The organism is Variovorax sp. GW821-FHT09D05, assembly GCF_059416325.1.
The window spans coordinates 124257-140855 of the sequence record NZ_JBWKOZ010000002.1 but is presented as its reverse complement, the minus strand read 5'-3'; the positions used below and the strand labels follow the sequence as shown (position 1 = coordinate 140855).

19 protein-coding genes are annotated in these 16599 nt (G+C 64.8%); 17 read left to right on the top strand and 2 right to left on the bottom strand.

Going from position 1 to position 16599, the window contains the following annotated elements:
- Window positions 1–26: 26 nt before the first annotated feature.
- On the bottom strand, window positions 27–335 hold the full coding sequence (locus AC07O3_RS05185) for a YbeD family protein (RefSeq protein ID WP_093079048.1): 309 nt from the start codon (window positions 333–335) through the stop codon (window positions 27–29).
- Window positions 332–1225, bottom strand: a complete 894-nt coding sequence (locus AC07O3_RS05180) for a D-amino acid aminotransferase (RefSeq protein WP_093079047.1) — start codon at window positions 1223–1225, stop codon at window positions 332–334. Before AC07O3_RS05180 ends, AC07O3_RS05185 begins: the two co-directional genes overlap by 4 nt.
- 158 nt (window positions 1226–1383) lie before the next feature.
- Here AC07O3_RS05180 and AC07O3_RS05175 point away from each other — a divergent pair, with 158 nt between their 5' ends.
- The 17 genes from AC07O3_RS05175 (at window position 1384) to AC07O3_RS05095 (ending at window position 16560) form a co-directional block, all read left to right on the top strand.
- Window positions 1384–1869, top strand: a complete 486-nt coding sequence (locus AC07O3_RS05175) for an ATP synthase subunit I (protein ID WP_093057738.1) — start codon at window positions 1384–1386, stop codon at window positions 1867–1869.
- A 4-nt stretch (window positions 1870–1873) separates the two neighbouring features.
- Window positions 1874–2743: a F0F1 ATP synthase subunit A gene (gene atpB / locus AC07O3_RS05170; RefSeq protein WP_093057737.1), complete on the top strand. Its 870-nt coding sequence runs from the start codon at window positions 1874–1876 to the stop codon at window positions 2741–2743.
- Window positions 2744–2803: 60 nt separating this feature from the next.
- Window positions 2804–3067 (top strand): F0F1 ATP synthase subunit C, encoded by a 264-nt coding sequence (gene atpE, locus AC07O3_RS05165; RefSeq protein WP_007830191.1) that lies wholly within the window; start codon window positions 2804–2806, stop codon window positions 3065–3067.
- Between the two features lie 88 nt (window positions 3068–3155).
- Entirely contained in the window at window positions 3156–3626 is a 471-nt protein-coding gene (locus tag AC07O3_RS05160) for a F0F1 ATP synthase subunit B (protein ID WP_093057736.1), read from the top strand.
- Between the two features lie 8 nt (window positions 3627–3634).
- Window positions 3635–4165, top strand: coding sequence for a F0F1 ATP synthase subunit delta (locus AC07O3_RS05155; protein ID WP_093079045.1), 531 nt, complete (start codon window positions 3635–3637; stop codon window positions 4163–4165).
- Window positions 4166–4213: 48 nt separating this feature from the next.
- Window positions 4214–5767 carry a F0F1 ATP synthase subunit alpha gene (gene atpA / locus AC07O3_RS05150; protein ID WP_093057734.1) on the top strand — a complete coding sequence of 518 codons (1554 nt, stop codon included), beginning with the start codon at window positions 4214–4216 and terminating at the stop codon, window positions 5765–5767.
- Window positions 5768–5800: 33 nt separating this feature from the next.
- Window positions 5801–6676 (top strand): F0F1 ATP synthase subunit gamma, encoded by an 876-nt coding sequence (gene atpG, locus AC07O3_RS05145; RefSeq protein ID WP_093057733.1) that lies wholly within the window; start codon window positions 5801–5803, stop codon window positions 6674–6676.
- 90 nt (window positions 6677–6766) lie between these two features.
- A complete protein-coding gene (locus AC07O3_RS05140; RefSeq protein WP_093057732.1) occupies window positions 6767–7153 on the top strand; it encodes a hypothetical protein in 387 nt (128 codons plus the stop codon).
- A 137-nt stretch (window positions 7154–7290) separates the two neighbouring features.
- Window positions 7291–8691 (top strand): F0F1 ATP synthase subunit beta, encoded by a 1401-nt coding sequence (gene atpD, locus AC07O3_RS05135; protein WP_093057731.1) that lies wholly within the window; start codon window positions 7291–7293, stop codon window positions 8689–8691.
- Between the two features lie 18 nt (window positions 8692–8709).
- Window positions 8710–9129 (top strand): F0F1 ATP synthase subunit epsilon, encoded by a 420-nt coding sequence (locus AC07O3_RS05130; protein ID WP_093057730.1) that lies wholly within the window; start codon window positions 8710–8712, stop codon window positions 9127–9129.
- A gap of 229 nt (window positions 9130–9358) precedes the next feature.
- Window positions 9359–10528: an ROK family protein gene (locus tag AC07O3_RS05125; RefSeq protein ID WP_495339004.1), complete on the top strand. Its 1170-nt coding sequence runs from the start codon at window positions 9359–9361 to the stop codon at window positions 10526–10528.
- A complete protein-coding gene (locus tag AC07O3_RS05120) occupies window positions 10525–12063 on the top strand; it encodes a sugar ABC transporter ATP-binding protein (protein ID WP_495338758.1) in 1539 nt (512 codons plus the stop codon). The genes AC07O3_RS05125 and AC07O3_RS05120 overlap by 4 nt, the downstream gene beginning before the upstream one ends.
- Window positions 12026–13057, top strand: coding sequence for an ABC transporter permease (locus AC07O3_RS05115; protein WP_093057727.1), 1032 nt, complete (start codon window positions 12026–12028; stop codon window positions 13055–13057). Before AC07O3_RS05120 ends, AC07O3_RS05115 begins: the two co-directional genes overlap by 38 nt.
- Before the next feature lie 43 nt (window positions 13058–13100).
- The gene (locus AC07O3_RS05110) at window positions 13101–14063 is read left to right on the top strand and encodes a substrate-binding domain-containing protein (protein WP_093057726.1); all 963 of its coding nucleotides are present in this window, start codon (window positions 13101–13103) and stop codon (window positions 14061–14063) included.
- Window positions 14064–14100: 37 nt separating this feature from the next.
- Complete coding sequence (locus AC07O3_RS05105; RefSeq protein ID WP_495339003.1) at window positions 14101–15228, top strand: Gfo/Idh/MocA family protein; 1128 nt, start codon at window positions 14101–14103, stop codon at window positions 15226–15228.
- Window positions 15229–15253: 25 nt separating this feature from the next.
- A complete protein-coding gene (locus AC07O3_RS05100) occupies window positions 15254–15961 on the top strand; it encodes a phosphatase PAP2 family protein (RefSeq protein ID WP_093178510.1) in 708 nt (235 codons plus the stop codon).
- 77 nt (window positions 15962–16038) lie between these two features.
- Window positions 16039–16560 carry a DUF3617 domain-containing protein gene (locus AC07O3_RS05095; protein WP_093178508.1) on the top strand — a complete coding sequence of 174 codons (522 nt, stop codon included), beginning with the start codon at window positions 16039–16041 and terminating at the stop codon, window positions 16558–16560.
- Window positions 16561–16599 lie beyond the last annotated feature (39 nt).

Genomic DNA, 16599 nt, shown 5'->3' with positions numbered 1-16599 from the left:
GGTCCGCCGCGCGGGCCGCTTGTGGGTCAAAGCACGACCTTGACCATCGGGTGCGCGGACAGCGCGCGATACAGGTCGTCGAGCTGTTCGCGGCTGGTGGCCGTGACGGTGATGGTCACGCCGAGGTAGTTGCCGGCCTTGCTGTCGCGCAGCTCGACGGTGGTGGCGTCGAAGGTCGGGTCGAATTGCTCGGCGATCTGCGTGACGGCATGCACGAAGCCGTCGACCTTGGCGCCCATCACCTTGATCGGAAACTGCGAGGGGTACTCGATCAGCGACTCCTTGCGCGGGTCGGGGATCGCGTTGGTGTCGGTGGTAGTCGTGTTGTCGGTCATGCCAGGGCTCCGTGCTTCTGTGCGTTGTGTTGCTTGGCCTGCTGGTAGGCCGCGTACAAGCTCTTGTAGATGGGGCCGGGGCGGCCGTTGCCAATAGGTTGGCCGTCGAGCGTGACGACGGGCAGCAGCTCCTTGCTGGCCGAGGAGATCAGCAGCTCGTCGGCGGCGAACACCTCTTCGCGCGAGATGGGGCGCAGCGCAAAGGGAATGCCGTGCGCCTTGCACAGGCGTTCGAACAGGCTGTAGCGGATGCCGGTCAGCACGAGGTTGTTCTTGGGCGGGCCCATCAGCTTGCCGTCCTTCACGATCCACACGTTGCTCGACGAGGCTTCGCTGAGCCATTCGTCGCGGAACATGATGGTCTCGGCCGCACCGGCTTCCACGCTGATCTGTCGCGCGAGTACGGCGCCCAGCAGGCTGGTGCTCTTGATGTGGGCCTTCTGCCAGCGGAAGTCGGCCGCGGTGACGCAGGCCACGCCCTTGGCGCGGATGGCGTCGGAAATCGGCGGCAGCGGGTTCACCATCACGAACACCGTCGGGCGCAGGCCGCGCACCATCGCGTGGTCGCGTGGTGCCACGCCGCGCGTCACCTGAAAGTACACTGACTGGGGTTCGTCGCCGCCGGGCTCGACCAGCCGCATCACGATCTCGCGCCATTGCTCGAGCGAAAGCGGGTTCTCTATTTGCAGCTCGGCGAGCGAGCGGTCGAGGCGGGCCATGTGCTCCTCGAAGCAGAAGGGCTGGCCGAAGTAGACGGGGACGTATTCGTAGATGCCGTCGCCGAAAATGAAGCCACGGTCGAGGACGCTGATCTTCGCGTCGCGCAGGGCGGTGTACTCGCCGTCGAGGTAACAAAGCGTGGCAGGCAGGGCGTCGGTGATAGGGTGCATGAAGGAATTATGGTTGTGCGCGCCGCGTCGGGTTCGCGTCAGGGAATGCAGCGTCGATTTGCATGCGCGACAGCGCGGGGTGGCGGGACCGGCTGGGTTTTTACTTATAATCAATGGCTTTGTAGAAATTCTGGGTCGTCATCCGGGCTTCATTCGAAATGAAAACAATCGCCCGTCAAGACTCGGAGGTCGCTGAAGACCTCGATGCAGAATTCAAGCCGTTGACCGCCGATGAGGCGCGTGAACTGCGAGCAAAGAACCCTTCGGTCTCCCCATGGCGGGTGATCGCGGGTCAGTTGGTTGTCGGTCTGGTGGTGGCTCTGGCCGCCTGGGGGCTGACGGGGAGGCAAAATCTGGGTTGGTCCGCCGCTTACGGTGCGATCGCGGTGGTTGTTCCATCGGCGGTTTTCGCACGCGGGCTGACCGGTCGGTTTTCTTCCTTGAATCCGGGCACTGCGGTGTTCGGATTCTTCCTGTGGGAAATGGTCAAGATGGCCTTGTCCGTGGCGATGCTGATCGCCGCGCCAAGGCTGATAACGGCGCTGAGCTGGCCAGCAATGCTGATCGGCCTGGTGGTGACAATGAAGGCGGCCTGGTTGGCGGTGATGTTCTCGCCCCGGCGCCGGCAACAGAGAGACGAGTAACGGAATGGCTGCTGAAAACGCTGCGGAACATGGTCAGACCGCGGGTGAATACATCGTTCACCACTTGACGCACCTGCAAAGCTCCAAGCCCGGAGGTGTTGCTGACTTCTCGGTTTTCAATTTCGACTCGCTCTTTTTCTCGATCACGCTCGGCATCCTGGGTTGCTGGCTGCTCTGGCTGGCTGCCCGCAAGGCCACTTCGGGTGTTCCCGGCCGTTTTCAAGCGGCTGTCGAACTGCTCGTCGAAATGGTCGACCAGCAGGCCAAGGGCATCGTCCACAACGCCACGAGCCGCAAGTTCGTCGCACCGCTGGCCCTCACGATCTTCGTGTGGATCTTCCTGCTGAACGCAATGGACCTGTTCCCGGTCGATTTGTTCCCGGCAATCTGGGCCAAGATCTTCCACATCGCCGGCGAAGACCCGCACCACGCCTACCTGCGCGTCGTGCCCACCGCCGACCTCTCGGTGACCATGGGCATGTCGGTGGCAGTGCTGCTGATCTGCATCTACTACAACATCAAGATCAAGGGCGCCGGCGGCTGGATCCACGAGCTGTTCACCGCACCCTTCGGCAACCACTGGGCGCTGTACCCCTTCAACTTCGCCATGCAGATGATCGAGTTCGTCGCCAAGACGGTCTCGCACGGCATGCGGTTGTTCGGCAACATGTACGCCGGTGAACTGATCTTCCTGCTGATCGCCCTGATGGGCGGTGCCTGGTCCATGTCGGCCACCGGCATCGGCCTGGCCATCGGCCACATCATCGCGGGCACGGCCTGGGCCATCTTCCACATCCTGATCATCACGCTGCAAGCCTTCGTGTTCATGATGCTGACGCTGGTCTACATCGGCCAGGCCCACGATCACCACTGATCATCAGTTTTCGTTTCTGTTTTTTGTTTTCTCTTCAACCAAAGTCCTCTAGGAGTCATCATGGAAGTTATTAGCTTTGTTGCACTGGCCGCCGGCCTGATCATCGGTCTGGGCGCTGTGGGCGCATGTATCGGCATCGGCATCATGGGCAGCAAGTACCTCGAGTCGGCCGCACGTCAGCCTGAACTCATGGGTGAACTTCAAACCAAGATGTTCCTGCTGGCTGGTCTGATCGACGCCGCTTTCATTATCGGCACCGGTATCGCTCTGTGGTTCGCAACGGCCAACCCGTTCCTGGCTCAGATTGCCAACCTGCCGAAGTAAGTCTTTCTCGTCGGACCTGCGTCGTCGTTCCCTAGTCCTCTGGCGTCTAGCGAATGGCTTCGATTCAATCCCAAAGAGAGGGTGAAAAGTGAGCATTACCGGTACCCTGATCGTTCAGATGATCGTGTTCCTGATCCTGGTCGGGTTCACGATGAAGTACGTGTGGCCGCCGATCGCGAAAGCGCTGGACGACCGCGCTGCGAAGATCGCCGAAGGCCTCGCTGCCGCCGACAAGGCCAAGTCCGAGCTGTCCGCCGCCAACAAGCGCGTGGAAGCCGAGCTGGGTCAGGCACGCAACGAGTCCGCACAACGTCTTGCCGACGCCGAACGTCGCGCCCAGGCCATCGTTGAAGAGGCCAAGGCCCGCGCGACCGAGGAAGGCAACAAGATCGTTGCAGCCGCACGCGTCGAAGCCGACCAGCAGGCACTGAAGGCCCGTGAAGCACTGCGCGAGCAGGTTGCCGCACTGGCCGTCAAGGGCGCAGAGCAGATTCTGCGCAAGGAAGTGAATGCAGGCGTTCACGCCGATTTGCTCGCCCGTCTGCAGACCGAACTCTGATAGAAGCCATGGCAGAACTCGCCACCATTGCACGCCCCTACGCCGAGGCGCTCTTCAAGGCGTCGTCGTCCGACGTCGCCGGAACCAGCGCCTGGCTCGAAAAGATTGCCGCCATCGCGGCCAATCCGGAGCTCCAGCAGTTCGCCGACAACCCGAAGGCCACGGCCGAACAGGTGATCGGCGTGGTCGCCGGTGCATTCGGTGCACCGTTGGCCGCTCATGCCCAGAACTTCCTGGGTGCGCTCCTCGAGAACGGGCGCTTTTCGGTGCTGCCGGAAATTGCGAAGCAGTTCCGGGCACTGGCCAACGCGAAGAGCGGTTCGTCCGACGCCGTGGTCTACAGCGCCTTCCCGATCGACGGCGCTGCGCTGGCCAATGTGTCGGCCGCGCTCGAAAAGCGTTTCGGTCGCAAGCTCCAGGTCACGGTCCAGCAAGAGCCGGAACTGATCGGCGGCATTCGTGTGGTGGTCGGCGACGAGGTGCTCGACACCTCCGTCAAAGCGCGCCTTGAACAAATGAAAGTTGCGCTGGCAGCCTGACGGTTTCCAGCCCTCTACTTGTAGCCTCAAAGAAAGAAGGAAAGAGTCATGCAACTCAATCCCGCAGAAATTTCCGAACTGATCAAGAGCCGCATCGAGGGCCTCGGGGTCAGCGCCAACATCCGTAACGAAGGCACCGTGGTGTCGGTGACGGACGGCATCGTGCGCGTGCACGGCCTGTCCGACGCGATGCAGGGCGAAATGCTCGAATTCCCGCCCACGGCAGACGGCACGCCGTCGTTCGGCCTGGCGCTGAACCTCGAGCGCGACTCGGTCGGCGCCGTGATTCTGGGCGAGTACGAGCACATCTCCGAAGGCGACACCGTCAAGTGCACGGGCCGCATCCTGGAAGTGCCCGTGGGCCCCGAGCTCATCGGCCGCGTGGTGAACGCACTGGGCCAGCCGATCGACGGCAAGGGTCCGATCAACGCCAAGATGACCGACGTGATCGAAAAGGTCGCACCCGGCGTGATCGCCCGCAAGTCGGTCGACCAGCCGATGCAGACCGGCCTGAAGTCCATCGACTCGATGGTGCCCGTCGGCCGTGGCCAGCGCGAGCTGATCATCGGCGACCGCCAGACCGGCAAGACGGCAGTGGCCATCGACGCGATCATCAACCAGAAGGGTCAGAACATGACCTGCGTCTACGTTGCGATCGGCCAGAAGGCTTCGTCGATCAAGAACGTGGTGCGCGCACTGGAACAAGCCGGTGCCATGGACTACACGATCGTGGTTGCGGCTTCCGCTTCGGAATCGGCTGCCATGCAGTACGTGTCGGCCTACTCGGGCTGCACGATGGGCGAGTACTTCCGCGACCGCGGCGAAGACGCCCTGATCGTCTATGACGACCTGTCCAAGCAGGCCGTTGCCTACCGCCAGGTCTCGCTGCTGCTGCGCCGCCCGCCGGGCCGCGAAGCCTACCCCGGCGACGTGTTCTATCTCCACAGCCGTCTGCTCGAGCGCGCAGCCCGCGTGAACGCCGACTACGTCGAAGCCTTCACCAAGGGTGAAGTCAAGGGCAAGACCGGTTCGCTGACCGCACTGCCGATCATCGAAACGCAAGCCGGCGACGTGTCCGCTTTCGTGCCGACCAATGTGATCTCGATCACCGACGGCCAGATCTTCCTGGAAACCAACCTGTTCAACGCAGGTATCCGCCCCGCCATCAACGCCGGTATCTCGGTGTCGCGCGTGGGTTCGTCGGCTCAGACGAAGATCATCAAGGGCCTGTCCGGCGGTATCCGTACCGACCTGGCGCAGTACCGTGAACTGGCTGCGTTCGCGCAGTTCGCTTCCGACCTCGACGAAGCCACCCGCAAGCAGCTCGACCGCGGTGCCCGCGTGACCGAACTGCTGAAGCAGGCGCAGTACAGCCCGCTGCCGATCTCGCTGATGGGCGCGTCGCTGTTCGCCGTGAACAAGGGCTTCATGGACGACCTCGAAATCAAGAAGGTGCTGCCGTTCGAACATGGCCTGCACCAGTTCCTGAAGTCCAGCCACGCCCCGCTGCTCGACAAGATCGAGAAGGCCAAGGCGCTCGACAAGGAAGCGGAAGCCGAATTGCTGGCAGCCGTCACCGCGTTCAAGAAGTCGTTCGCCTGATCGACCCCTTGATCGACGCAAGAAGGAGCTCTCATGGCAGCTGGTAAGGAAATCCGCGGCAAGATCAAATCGGTGGAAAACACCAAGAAGATCACCAAGGCCATGGAAATGGTCTCGGTTTCCAAGATGCGCAAGGCGCAGGAACGCATGCGCGCCGCTCGCCCCTACAGCGAAAAGATCCGCAATATCGCAGCCAACCTCGGCAAGGCGAACCCGGAGTACACCCACGCGTTCATGAAGACGACCGATGCCAAGGGCGTCGGCTTCATCATCGTGACCAGCGACAAGGGCCTGTGCGGCGGCTTGAACACCAACCTGCTGCGTGCCGTCACCGGCAAGCTGCGCGAAGCGCAGGCAGCGGGCAACGTGGTCGAGTCGGTCGCCATCGGCAACAAGGGTCTGGGTTTCCTGAACCGCATCGGCGCCCGCGTGGTGGCCCATGTGACGCAGCTGGGCGACACGCCGCATCTGGACAAGCTCATCGGGCCGGTCAAGACGCTGCTGGACGCCTATGCCGAAGGCAAGCTGTCGGCGGTGTACCTGTGCTACACGAAGTTCATCAACACCATCAAGCAAGAGCCGATGGTGGAGCAACTGCTGCCGCTGAAGGCCGAGACGCTGCAAACCGAGTCGGGCCATCATTCGTGGGACTACATCTACGAACCCGACGCGCAAAGCGTGATCGACGAGCTGCTGGTGCGCTACGTGGAATCGCTGGTGTACCAGGCCGTGGCCGAAAACATGGCGTCCGAGCACTCGGCGCGCATGGTGGCCATGAAGGCTGCGACCGACAACGCGGGTAACGTGATCAGCGAACTGAAGCTGGTCTACAACAAGACCCGTCAGGCAGGCATCACCAAAGAGCTGTCCGAAATCGTGTCCGGCGCGGCCGCGGCCGCAGGCGTTTGATTGAGGCAATGCAACAGGCCGCGTTGCTGATCGGATGCGCTCTGCGCGCCCGGTAACCCAAGGCCTTTATTTAAGGGGACTCTGCGCAAAATGAAGAAGATTCTTGCTCTGGTGGCTATTGCTGCCGCTCTGACTGCTTGCTCCAAGAAGGAAGAGGCGCCCGCGCCTGCACCGGCTCCCGCTGCTGCACCCGCCGCTCCGGCTCCTGCCCCCGCTCCCGCAGCAGCGCCGGCTGCTCCCGCTGCAGCCCCGACGGCATCGGCCGCCGACCTGCCGCAGGAGTGCAACGACTACCTGGCCAAGGTGCAGACCTGCGTGGGTTCGCAAAGCGGCGCCGCTGCTGACGCGATGAAGGCCAGTCTCGACCAGACGAAGGCCACCTGGGCTTCGATGGGCGCCGACAAGGCTGCGTTGGGTCAGGCCTGCAAGGCTGCTTCGGACGCTTTCGCTGCCCAAGCGACGGCCATGAAGTGCTGATGAACTGACGAGAAGAAGTAGAGATTCAAGGGTGCCGGCCCGTCCGGCATTCTTGCAAAAGCGGCCCGTTTTGGCACCAGGACGCTTCTGCAAGAACCTGTCGCAAATTTATTGAGATCCATCCAGAAGGAAACGCCATGGCTGAAGGAAAAATTGTCCAATGTATCGGCGCCGTGGTCGACGTGGAGTTCCCGCGTGACCAGATGCCCAAGGTGTACGACGCCTTGAAATTCGAAGGCGGCGGGCTGACCCTCGAAGTTCAGCAGCTGCTCGGCGACGGCGTGGTGCGCACCATTGCACTGGGCTCGTCCGACGGCCTGCGCCGCGGCCTGATCGTGACCAACACCGGTGCACCCATCACCGTGCCGGTCGGCAAGGCCACGCTCGGCCGCATCATGGACGTGCTCGGCCGTCCGATCGACGAGCGCGGCGAAGTGGGCCAGGAGCTCACCGCTTCCATCCACCGCAAGGCTCCCGCGTACGACGAACTGTCGCCCTCGCAAGACCTGCTGGAAACCGGCATCAAGGTGATCGACCTGGTGTGCCCGTTCGCCAAGGGCGGCAAGGTGGGCCTGTTCGGCGGCGCCGGCGTGGGCAAGACCGTGAACATGATGGAACTCATCAACAACATCGCCAAGGCTCACTCGGGTCTGTCGGTGTTCGCCGGTGTGGGTGAACGTACTCGCGAAGGCAACGACTTCTATCACGAGATGGCCGACTCCGGCGTCGTGAACCTCGAGAAGCTCGAGGACTCGAAGGTGGCCATGGTCTACGGCCAGATGAACGAACCCCCGGGCAACCGTCTGCGCGTGGCGCTGACCGGCCTGACCATCGCCGAGTCGTTCCGCGACGAAGGCCGTGACGTTCTGTTCTTCGTGGACAACATCTACCGCTATACGCTGGCCGGTACCGAAGTGTCGGCTCTGCTGGGCCGCATGCCTTCCGCCGTGGGCTACCAGCCGACGCTGGCTGAAGAAATGGGCCGCCTGCAAGAGCGGATCACGTCGACCAAGGTCGGCTCGATCACCTCGATCCAGGCCGTGTACGTCCCCGCCGACGACTTGACCGACCCGTCGCCCGCCACCACCTTCGCTCACTTGGACTCGACCGTGGTGCTGTCGCGCGACATCGCCTCGCTCGGTATCTACCCCGCCGTGGACCCGCTGGACTCGACCTCGCGCCAGCTCGACCCGAACGTGGTCGGCGAAGAGCACTACAACGTGGCCCGCGCCGTGCAAGGCACGCTGCAGCGCTACAAGGAACTGCGCGACATCATCGCCATTCTGGGCATGGACGAACTGGCTCCCGACGACAAGCTGGCCGTGGCCCGCGCCCGGAAGATCCAGCGTTTCCTGTCGCAGCCGTTCCACGTGGCCGAAGTGTTCACGGGCTCGCCCGGCAAGTACGTGCCGCTGGCCGAAACCATCCGTGGTTTCAAGATGATCGTGAACGGCGAAGCCGACCACCTGCCGGAACAAGCGTTCTACATGGTGGGCACCATCGACGAAGCGTTCGAAAAAGCCAAGAAGGTCGCTTAAGGCGGCATAGGAACTCAGATGGCAAACACCATTCACGTCGACGTGGTCAGCGCGGAAGAGTCGATCTTCTCGGGCGAAGCCAGGTTCGTCGCGCTGCCCGGTGAAGCCGGTGAGCTCGGCATCTATCCGCGCCACACTCCGCTGATCACGCGCATCCGCCCCGGCGCCGTGCGCATCGAAACGGCCGACGGCAAGGAAGAGTTCGTCTTCGTGGCCGGCGGCATTCTCGAAGTGCAGCCTAACGCCGTCACCGTGCTGTCCGACACCGCGATCCGCGGCAAGGACCTCGATGACGAGAAGGCCAACCAGGCCAAGGCCGCCGCCGAGGAAGCGCTGAAGAACGCGAAGAGCGACATCGACATCGCGATGGCGCAGTCCGAGCTGGCCGTGATGGCCGCCCAGATCGCGGCACTGCGCAAGTACCGCCAGAAGAAGTAATCGGTCTTCCCGATTGCTCCGACAAGAAGCCGCCTTCGGGCGGCTTTTTTGCGTCTGTACGCTTTCGCTCGATCATCTTTGGCTGAAACATGGTCGAAGTTAGGCCTTGTCTGGCTGAAGAGCGCCGCCTAGTATTCGCCTTCGTCCAGCAGCCGGGCTGCGGGCGCAAAGCAAAAGAACACCGGAGACAAAGCGCGTGGCACCCTGGAGTGGCATCACTGCGGACGAGATGCGGCTGCTGGAAACGACCTTCTGGTCGGCCGGCGGCTCGCGCCACGCCATGGCCGAGCAACTCGGCTTTTCCAAGAGCAAAGCCAACGGGCTGATCGCCGGCCTCGTCGACCAGGGCCTGCTCGCCGAAGCCGGCCTGCAACGTTCCTCAGGCGGTCGCCGCGCGGAAAACCTCCAACTGCATGCCGGCCTTGGCGTGCTCGTCGGCATCGACATCGGCGCCACCAGCCTCGACGTGGCCGTGCTTCGGCCCGATCTCACCGTGCTCGCGCAGCACGACGAACCGGCCGACGTGCGCGAAGGCCCGGCCGTGGTGCTGGCCCGCGTGCGCACGCTCATACGCGAACTGCTGGCCCGCTGCAACGCGAGCGCCAAGGACGTGCTCGGCATCGGCATCGGCGTGCCCGGCCCCGTCAACTTCGAGATCGGCCAGCTCGTGAACCCGCCGCTGATGCCCGCGTGGGACAGCTTCTCCATCCGCGACTACCTGCGCGAGGACTACGCGGCGCCCGTCTTCGTCGACAACGACGTGAACCTCATGGCGCTCGGTGAGCTGTGGCGCCTCAAGCGCTCGCTGACCAACTTTCTCGTCATCAAGATCGGCACCGGAATCGGCTGCGGCATCGTCTGCCACGGCGAGGTGTACCGCGGCGCTGCAGGCTCGGCCGGTGACGTGGGCCACATCTGCGTCGACCAGGAAGGCCCCCGCTGCCACTGCGGCAACCTCGGCTGTGTCGAGGCCATGGCCGCCGGCCCCGCGATCACGCGCATGGCGATGCAGGCTGCGGAAGCCGGCGAGAGCGCGACGCTGGCCGAGTGCCTGCGCGTGCATGGGCGCATCGACGCCATCGATGTGGGCCAGGCCAGCCGCGGCGGCGACACGGCCGCCAACGCCATCATCCAGCGCGCGGGCAGCCTGATCGGGCAGATGCTCGCGTCGGTCGTCAACTTCTTCAATCCGTCGCATGTGTTCATCGGCGGCGGCATCACGCGCATCGGCCCGCTGTTTCTTGCGGCCGTGCGGCAGAGCGTGTACCAGCGCTCGTTGGCGCTCTCCACGCGGCATCTGGAAATCCAGTACACGCCGCTGGGCATGCAGGGCGGCCTGATCGGCGCCGGCGTGCTCGCGATGCAAGAGACCCTGAAGGCCCGCGGAGTGGCGCCATGAACGCGGCCGAGAACATCAAGGGCAGCGTCGCTGTCGAGTTCGATGGCGTGGTCAAGGCATTCGGCCCCGTGCAGGTGCTGCACGGCGTGAGCTTTGCGCTCGCGCCCGGCCACGTCTACGGCCTGCTCGGCGAAAACGGCGCGGGCAAGTCCACGCTGATGAAGATCCTGGCTGGCTACGAGCCGCTGAGCGGAGGCACGCTGCGCGTCAACGGACAGCCGCAGCAGTTCGCGAGCTCGCGCGATGCCGAAGCACTGGGCATCGTGCTGATCCACCAGGAGTTCAATCTCGCCGAAGACCTGAGCGTGGCGCAGAACATCTTCCTCGGCCACGAGAAGAAAAAGGGCTGGCTGCTCGACGACGCCTCGATGGAACGCGACGCCGCCACCGCACTTGCAGCAGTGGGCCTGAACATCGATCCCCGCACCAAGGTGCGAAAGCTCATCGTCGCCGAGAAGCAGCTCGTCGAGATCGCGAAAGCCATCGCTCGCCGTGCACGCCTGCTCATCATGGACGAGCCCACGGCCACTCTGACGCCGGGCGAGACCGAACGCCTGTTCAAGCTCATCGCCCAGCTGCGCGCCGATGGCGTCACCATCGTCTACATCTCGCACAAGCTCGACGAGGTGGAGCAGGTGACGGACGAAGTCATCGTCATGCGCGACGGCCGCTTCGTCGCGCGCGCGCCCACTGCCGAAGTCACGCGCCAGCAGATGGCCAACCTCATGGTGGGCCGCGAACTGGCCGACCTCTACCCGCCGCGCGACGTGGTCGTCGCCGCCGACGCGCCCGCCATGCGCGTACGGAACTTCAGCGTGCCCGGCTGGGCGCAGGACGCGAGCTTCGAAGTGCGCCCCGGCGAGATCCTCGGCTTCGCGGGCCTCGTCGGCGCGGGCCGCACCGAACTCTTCGAAGGCCTGCTAGGCCTGCGTCCCGCGAGCGGCAGCGTCGAGATGCTCGGCAAGCCCGTGCCCCACGACAAGGGCTGGCGCAACCCGCGCGATGCCGCCAAGCACGGCCTCACCTACCTCAGCGAAGACCGCAAGGGCAAGGGCCTGCACGTCAACTTCGGCCTGCGCCAGAACCTCACGCTGATGGCGCTCGAACGCTACGCCCAGCCCTGGCTCAAGCCCGAGGCCGAGCGCGGTGCGCTGGCCGGGGCGGTGAAGGACTACGGCATTCGCACCGGCTCGCTCGACGTCAAGGCATCGTCGCTCTCGGGCGGCAACCAGCAGAAGCTCGCGCTCGCCAAGGTGCTTCAGCCGCAGCCCAAGGTGGTGGTGCTCGACGAGCCCACGCGCGGCGTCGACGTGGGCGCCAAGCGCGATATCTATTTCCTGATCCAGCGACTCGCCCGCGAAGGGCTCGCGGTGATCGTCGTCTCGTCGGAGCTGATGGAGCTGATCGGCCTGTGCCACCGCGTCGCGGTGATGCGCGCGGGCCGTCTCGTTGCCACGCTCGACGCGGACCATCTGACTGAAGAGGAGCTCATCGCTCATGCCACCGGAACAGCCAACACCACCGCAGACGCTTGAAGCCGCGCAGCAGCAGCACCGCAGCGAGGCAAAGCCGGGCTGGGTGCAGCGCCTGCACGGGCTCGGCCCGGTCATCGGCCTCGTGCTGCTGTGCATTGCCGGCACGCTGCTGAACGGCGACTTCGCGACCCTCGATAACGCGATGAACGTGCTCACGCGCACGGCCTTCATCGGCATCATCGCGGTGGGCATGTGCTTCGTGATCATCTCCGGCGGCATCGACCTGTCGGTGGGCTCGATGGCCGCACTCATCGCGGGCAGCGTGATCATGTTCATCAACTGGGCCGGCCCGGCCTCGGGCTCGCCGCTGCTCGCGGTCGTGATGGGCGCTGTACTGGCGGTGGTGCTCGGCGCGGTGTTTGGGCTCGCGCACGGCCTGCTCATTACCAAGGGCCGCATCGAGCCCTTCATCGTGACGCTGGGCACGCTCGGCATCTTCCGCGCATACCTCACGTACTTTGCCGACGGCGGCGCGCTCACGCTCGACAACGACCTGTCGGACCTCTACGCGCCGGTGTACTACGCGAGCCTCGCGGGCATTCCGGTGCCGGTGTGGGTTTTCGTGATCGTCGCGGTCATCGGCGGCATCATCCTCAATCGCACAGCGTATGGGCGCTACGTGCAGGCCATCGGCTCGAACGAACAGGTGGCGCGCTACGCGGCAGTCGACGTCGACCGCGTGAAGATCCTCACCTACGTGCTGCTCGGCGTGTGCGTAGGCATTGCCACGCTGCTGTACGTGCCGCGCCTGGGCTCGGCCTCTCCGACCACCGGCCTGCTGTGGGAGCTCGAAGCCATTGCCGCGGTGATCGTCGGCGGCACCGCGCTCAAGGGCGGCGCGGGCAGCATCACCGGCACCGTGGTGGGCGCGATCCTGCTCTCGGTCATCAGCAACATCCTGAACCTCACCAGCATCATCAGCGTGTACCTGAACGCTGCGGTGCAGGGCTTCGTGATCATCATCGTCGCGTTCCTTCAACGAGGACGCCGCTAGCCCCTTTCCCGTTCGTTCCATCAACCACAAGGAGACACCCAGCATGACGACTTTCACCCGACGCCTCGCACTCACGGCGGTTGCCGCCGCAGCGTTCGCCAGCCTGCCCGCGCTTGCCGCGGAAAAGGTCAACCTCGGCGTTTCGATTCCCGCGGCCACGCACAGCTTCATGGGCGGCATCAACTACTGGGCCAACCAGGCGAAGAAAGACCTGGAGAAGGAACACAAGGACCTGAAGATCACGATCAAGACGGCGGCCAACGCGCCCGAGCAGGCCAACCAGCTGCAAGACCTGTCGACCGTCACCAAGATCAACGCGTTGGTCGTGTTCCCCTTCGAGTCGGCCGCGCTGACCAAGCCCGTCGCTCAGGTCAAGGCCAAGGGCGCCTACGTCACCGTGGTCGACCGCGGCCTTACCGACACCAGCGCACAAGATGCCTATGTGGCCGGCGACAACACGGCCTTCGGCAAGATCCCGGCCGAGTACATCGTGAAGCAGCTGGGCGGCAAGGGCAACGTGGTGGCGCTGCGCGGCATTGCGACCACGCTCGACAACGAACGCATGGACGCCTTCAACGCCGTGCTCAAGGGCAGCCCCGACATCAAGCTGCTCGACGCCAAGTACGCCAACTGGAACCGCGACGACGCCTTCAAGGTCACGCAGGACTACCTGACGCGCTTCAAGAGCATCGATGCCATCTGGGCCGCCGACGACGACATGGCCGTTGGCGTGCTGAAGGCCATCGAGCAAGCCAAGCGCGACGACATCAAGATCATCTTCGGCGGCGCGGGCGCCAAGGGCATGGTCAAGACCATCATGGACGGCAAGGACAAGCGCATCACCGCCGACGTGAGCTACTCGCCGAAGTTCATCTACGACGCGATCAAGCTGACGGCCGAGGCACGCCTGAAGGGCGAGAAGCTGCCGGCCACCACGATCATTCCTTCGGTGCTGATCACCAAAGAGAACGCCAAGGACTTCTACCACCCCAACTCGCCGTTCTAAGGTGACCGAGATCGCTTCACGCAAGCTCCGCTACGCCATGGTCGGCGGCGGCCGCGACGCCTTCATCGGCGGCGTGCACCGCAAGGCCATGGCGCTCGACGGCCAGATCGAGCTCGTGGCCGGCGCGCTGTCGTCGAGCCCGGACAAGGCGCGCGCCTCGGGCCGCGACCTCGGCCTGGCCGATGACCGCAACCACGGCGACTGGCAGGCGCTGCTGGCCGACGAGCTGAAGCGCCCGGAGGGCGAGCGCATCGACTTCGTGTCGATCGTCACGCCCAACCACGTGCACTTTCCGGTGGCGCAGGCCTTTGCCGAAGCGGGCTTCCACGTGGTCTGCGACAAGCCGCTGGTACACACGCGCGAGCAGGCCGATGCGCTGGTCGCGACCGTGGCGAAGCAGGGCACGGTGTTCGGCGTCACCTACAACTACACCGGCTATCCGATGGTGCGGCAGGCGCGCGAGATGGTGCGCTCGGGCCAGATCGGCGAGGTCCGCAAGGTCGTCGTCGAATACAACCAGGGCTGGCTCGCAAGCCATGTCGAAGGTGGCACCAACAAGCAGGCCGACTGGCGCACCGACCCCGCACGCAGCGGCGCGGCCGGCGCCATCGGCGACATCGGCTCGCACGCCGAGAACCTCGTGGCCACAGTCACCGGACTGCAGATCGAAAGCCTGTGCGCCGACCTCGGCGCGCTGGTGCCGGGCCGCATGCTCGACGACGACGGCAGCCTGTTGTTGCGCTTCGAGGGTGGCGCGCGTGGCGTGCTCGTGGCCTCGCAGATCAACACCGGCCTGGAGAACGACCTGCGCCTGCGCGTGTCGGGCACGCTGGGCACGCTCGAATGGCGCCAGGAGCAGCCGAGCCGGCTGGTGCACCTGCCGCATGACGGACCCCTGCGCGTGTTGACGCGTGGCGCGCCGTGGCTGTGCGAATCAGCGCAGCGCGCAAGCCGGCTGCCGGCGGGGCATCCCGAAGGCTTCATCGAGGCTTTTGCGAATGTCTATGCGGGCGTGGCGGCGGACATCCGTGCCCGGCTCGCGGGCCAGCCGGCCGATCCGCTGGATGCCGACTACCCGCGCGTGGAAGACGGCGCGCGTGGGGTGCGCTTCATCGAACGCACGGTGGCTTCGTCGAAAAGCGAATTAAAGTGGACGCCCTGGTAGCGCGCGACGCGCTGCACAGGCCTCCATGACACCTTCCGCATCCGAAGCTTCTTCCACTTCATCGGCAACGCAGCCCTGGCTCGCCGGCCTCTGGCGCCGCTGCATCACGCTGTTCCCCCTGAAGCTGGTCGGCAACACGGTCGCCACCCTCGGCTTCTTCCCGCTGTATTTCTGGATCATGAAGAACGCCGGCCAGGCCTGGGTGCTGCCGCTCACACCCATCGACCGGCTGATCGCCTTCTGGCCGGCGCTGCTGCCGGTGTATCTCTCGCTCTGGGGCTACATCGCGCTGCCGGTGCTGCTGGCCAAAGACAAGCGCGAGCTGCTGGGCTTCTCCTTCGGCTGCGCGGCCATGACGGCGCTGGCGCTGCTCGTGTTCTGGTTCATGCCCACGGCGATTCCCAACTTCGCGGTCGAGGCGGCCCCGGGCACCTCGCTGCAGTTTCTCAAGATGGTCGACTCGGCCGGCAACGCCTTTCCCTCGCTGCACGTCTCGTTCTCGGTGTTCGCCTGCGTCATGCTGGCGCGGCAGTTGCGCGATGTGGGGGCGCCGGTTTGGCTTCGCGTCGTGAACGTGGCCTGGGCCGCGGGCATCGTCTATTCGACGATGGCGGTGCGCCAGCATGTGCTGATCGACGTGCTGGGGGGCCTCGCGCTGGGCGTGGCGCTCGGTGTCGTCACGCGGCAGCGCGGCCCGGTGCTCGCGCCGGCGCAGCAGGCGCGTCCGGCTTAGGCCGATTGCGCTATTCCGCCGCCGCGGTGCACGCGGTACAACCCGGGGATCGTCGTCCACCGCTGCGGGAGCCCGTCATGAAGATCCGTTTGTCCGCCGTTGCTGCCTGCATGGCGGCCAGCGCCATCGCGTGTCCCGCGTTCGCGCTCGATTTCCCTTCGCGCAAGCCCGGCCTGTGGGAAATCCAGTCTGGAGACCCCACGGGCAAGGGCGCCGGCCACACCATGCAGCAGTGCATCGACGCGGCCAGTGACAAGGCGCTGCGCGACATGGGCCAGGGCATGGGCAAGGACATGTGCTCCAAGCAGGAACTGCGCGCCGACGGCGGCAAGCTGGTGATGGACTCGGTCTGCAAGATCGGCAACACCGTCGCCACCTCGCATGCGGTGATGAGCGGCGACTTCAGCACCGCCTACCGCATGGAAAGCAAGTCGACCTACAACCCGCCGCTGATGGGCCGCGCCGAAGGCGCGAGCGTCATGGAAGCCAAGTGGATCGGCCCCTGCAAGGCCGACCAGAAGCCGGGCGACATGGTCATGTCCAACGGCATGAAGATGAATGTGCTCGACATGATGAACAACCGGCCCAAGAAGCCGTAGCCTGTCGCGCAAGCCCGGCTGCGCCTACCATGGCGTGCC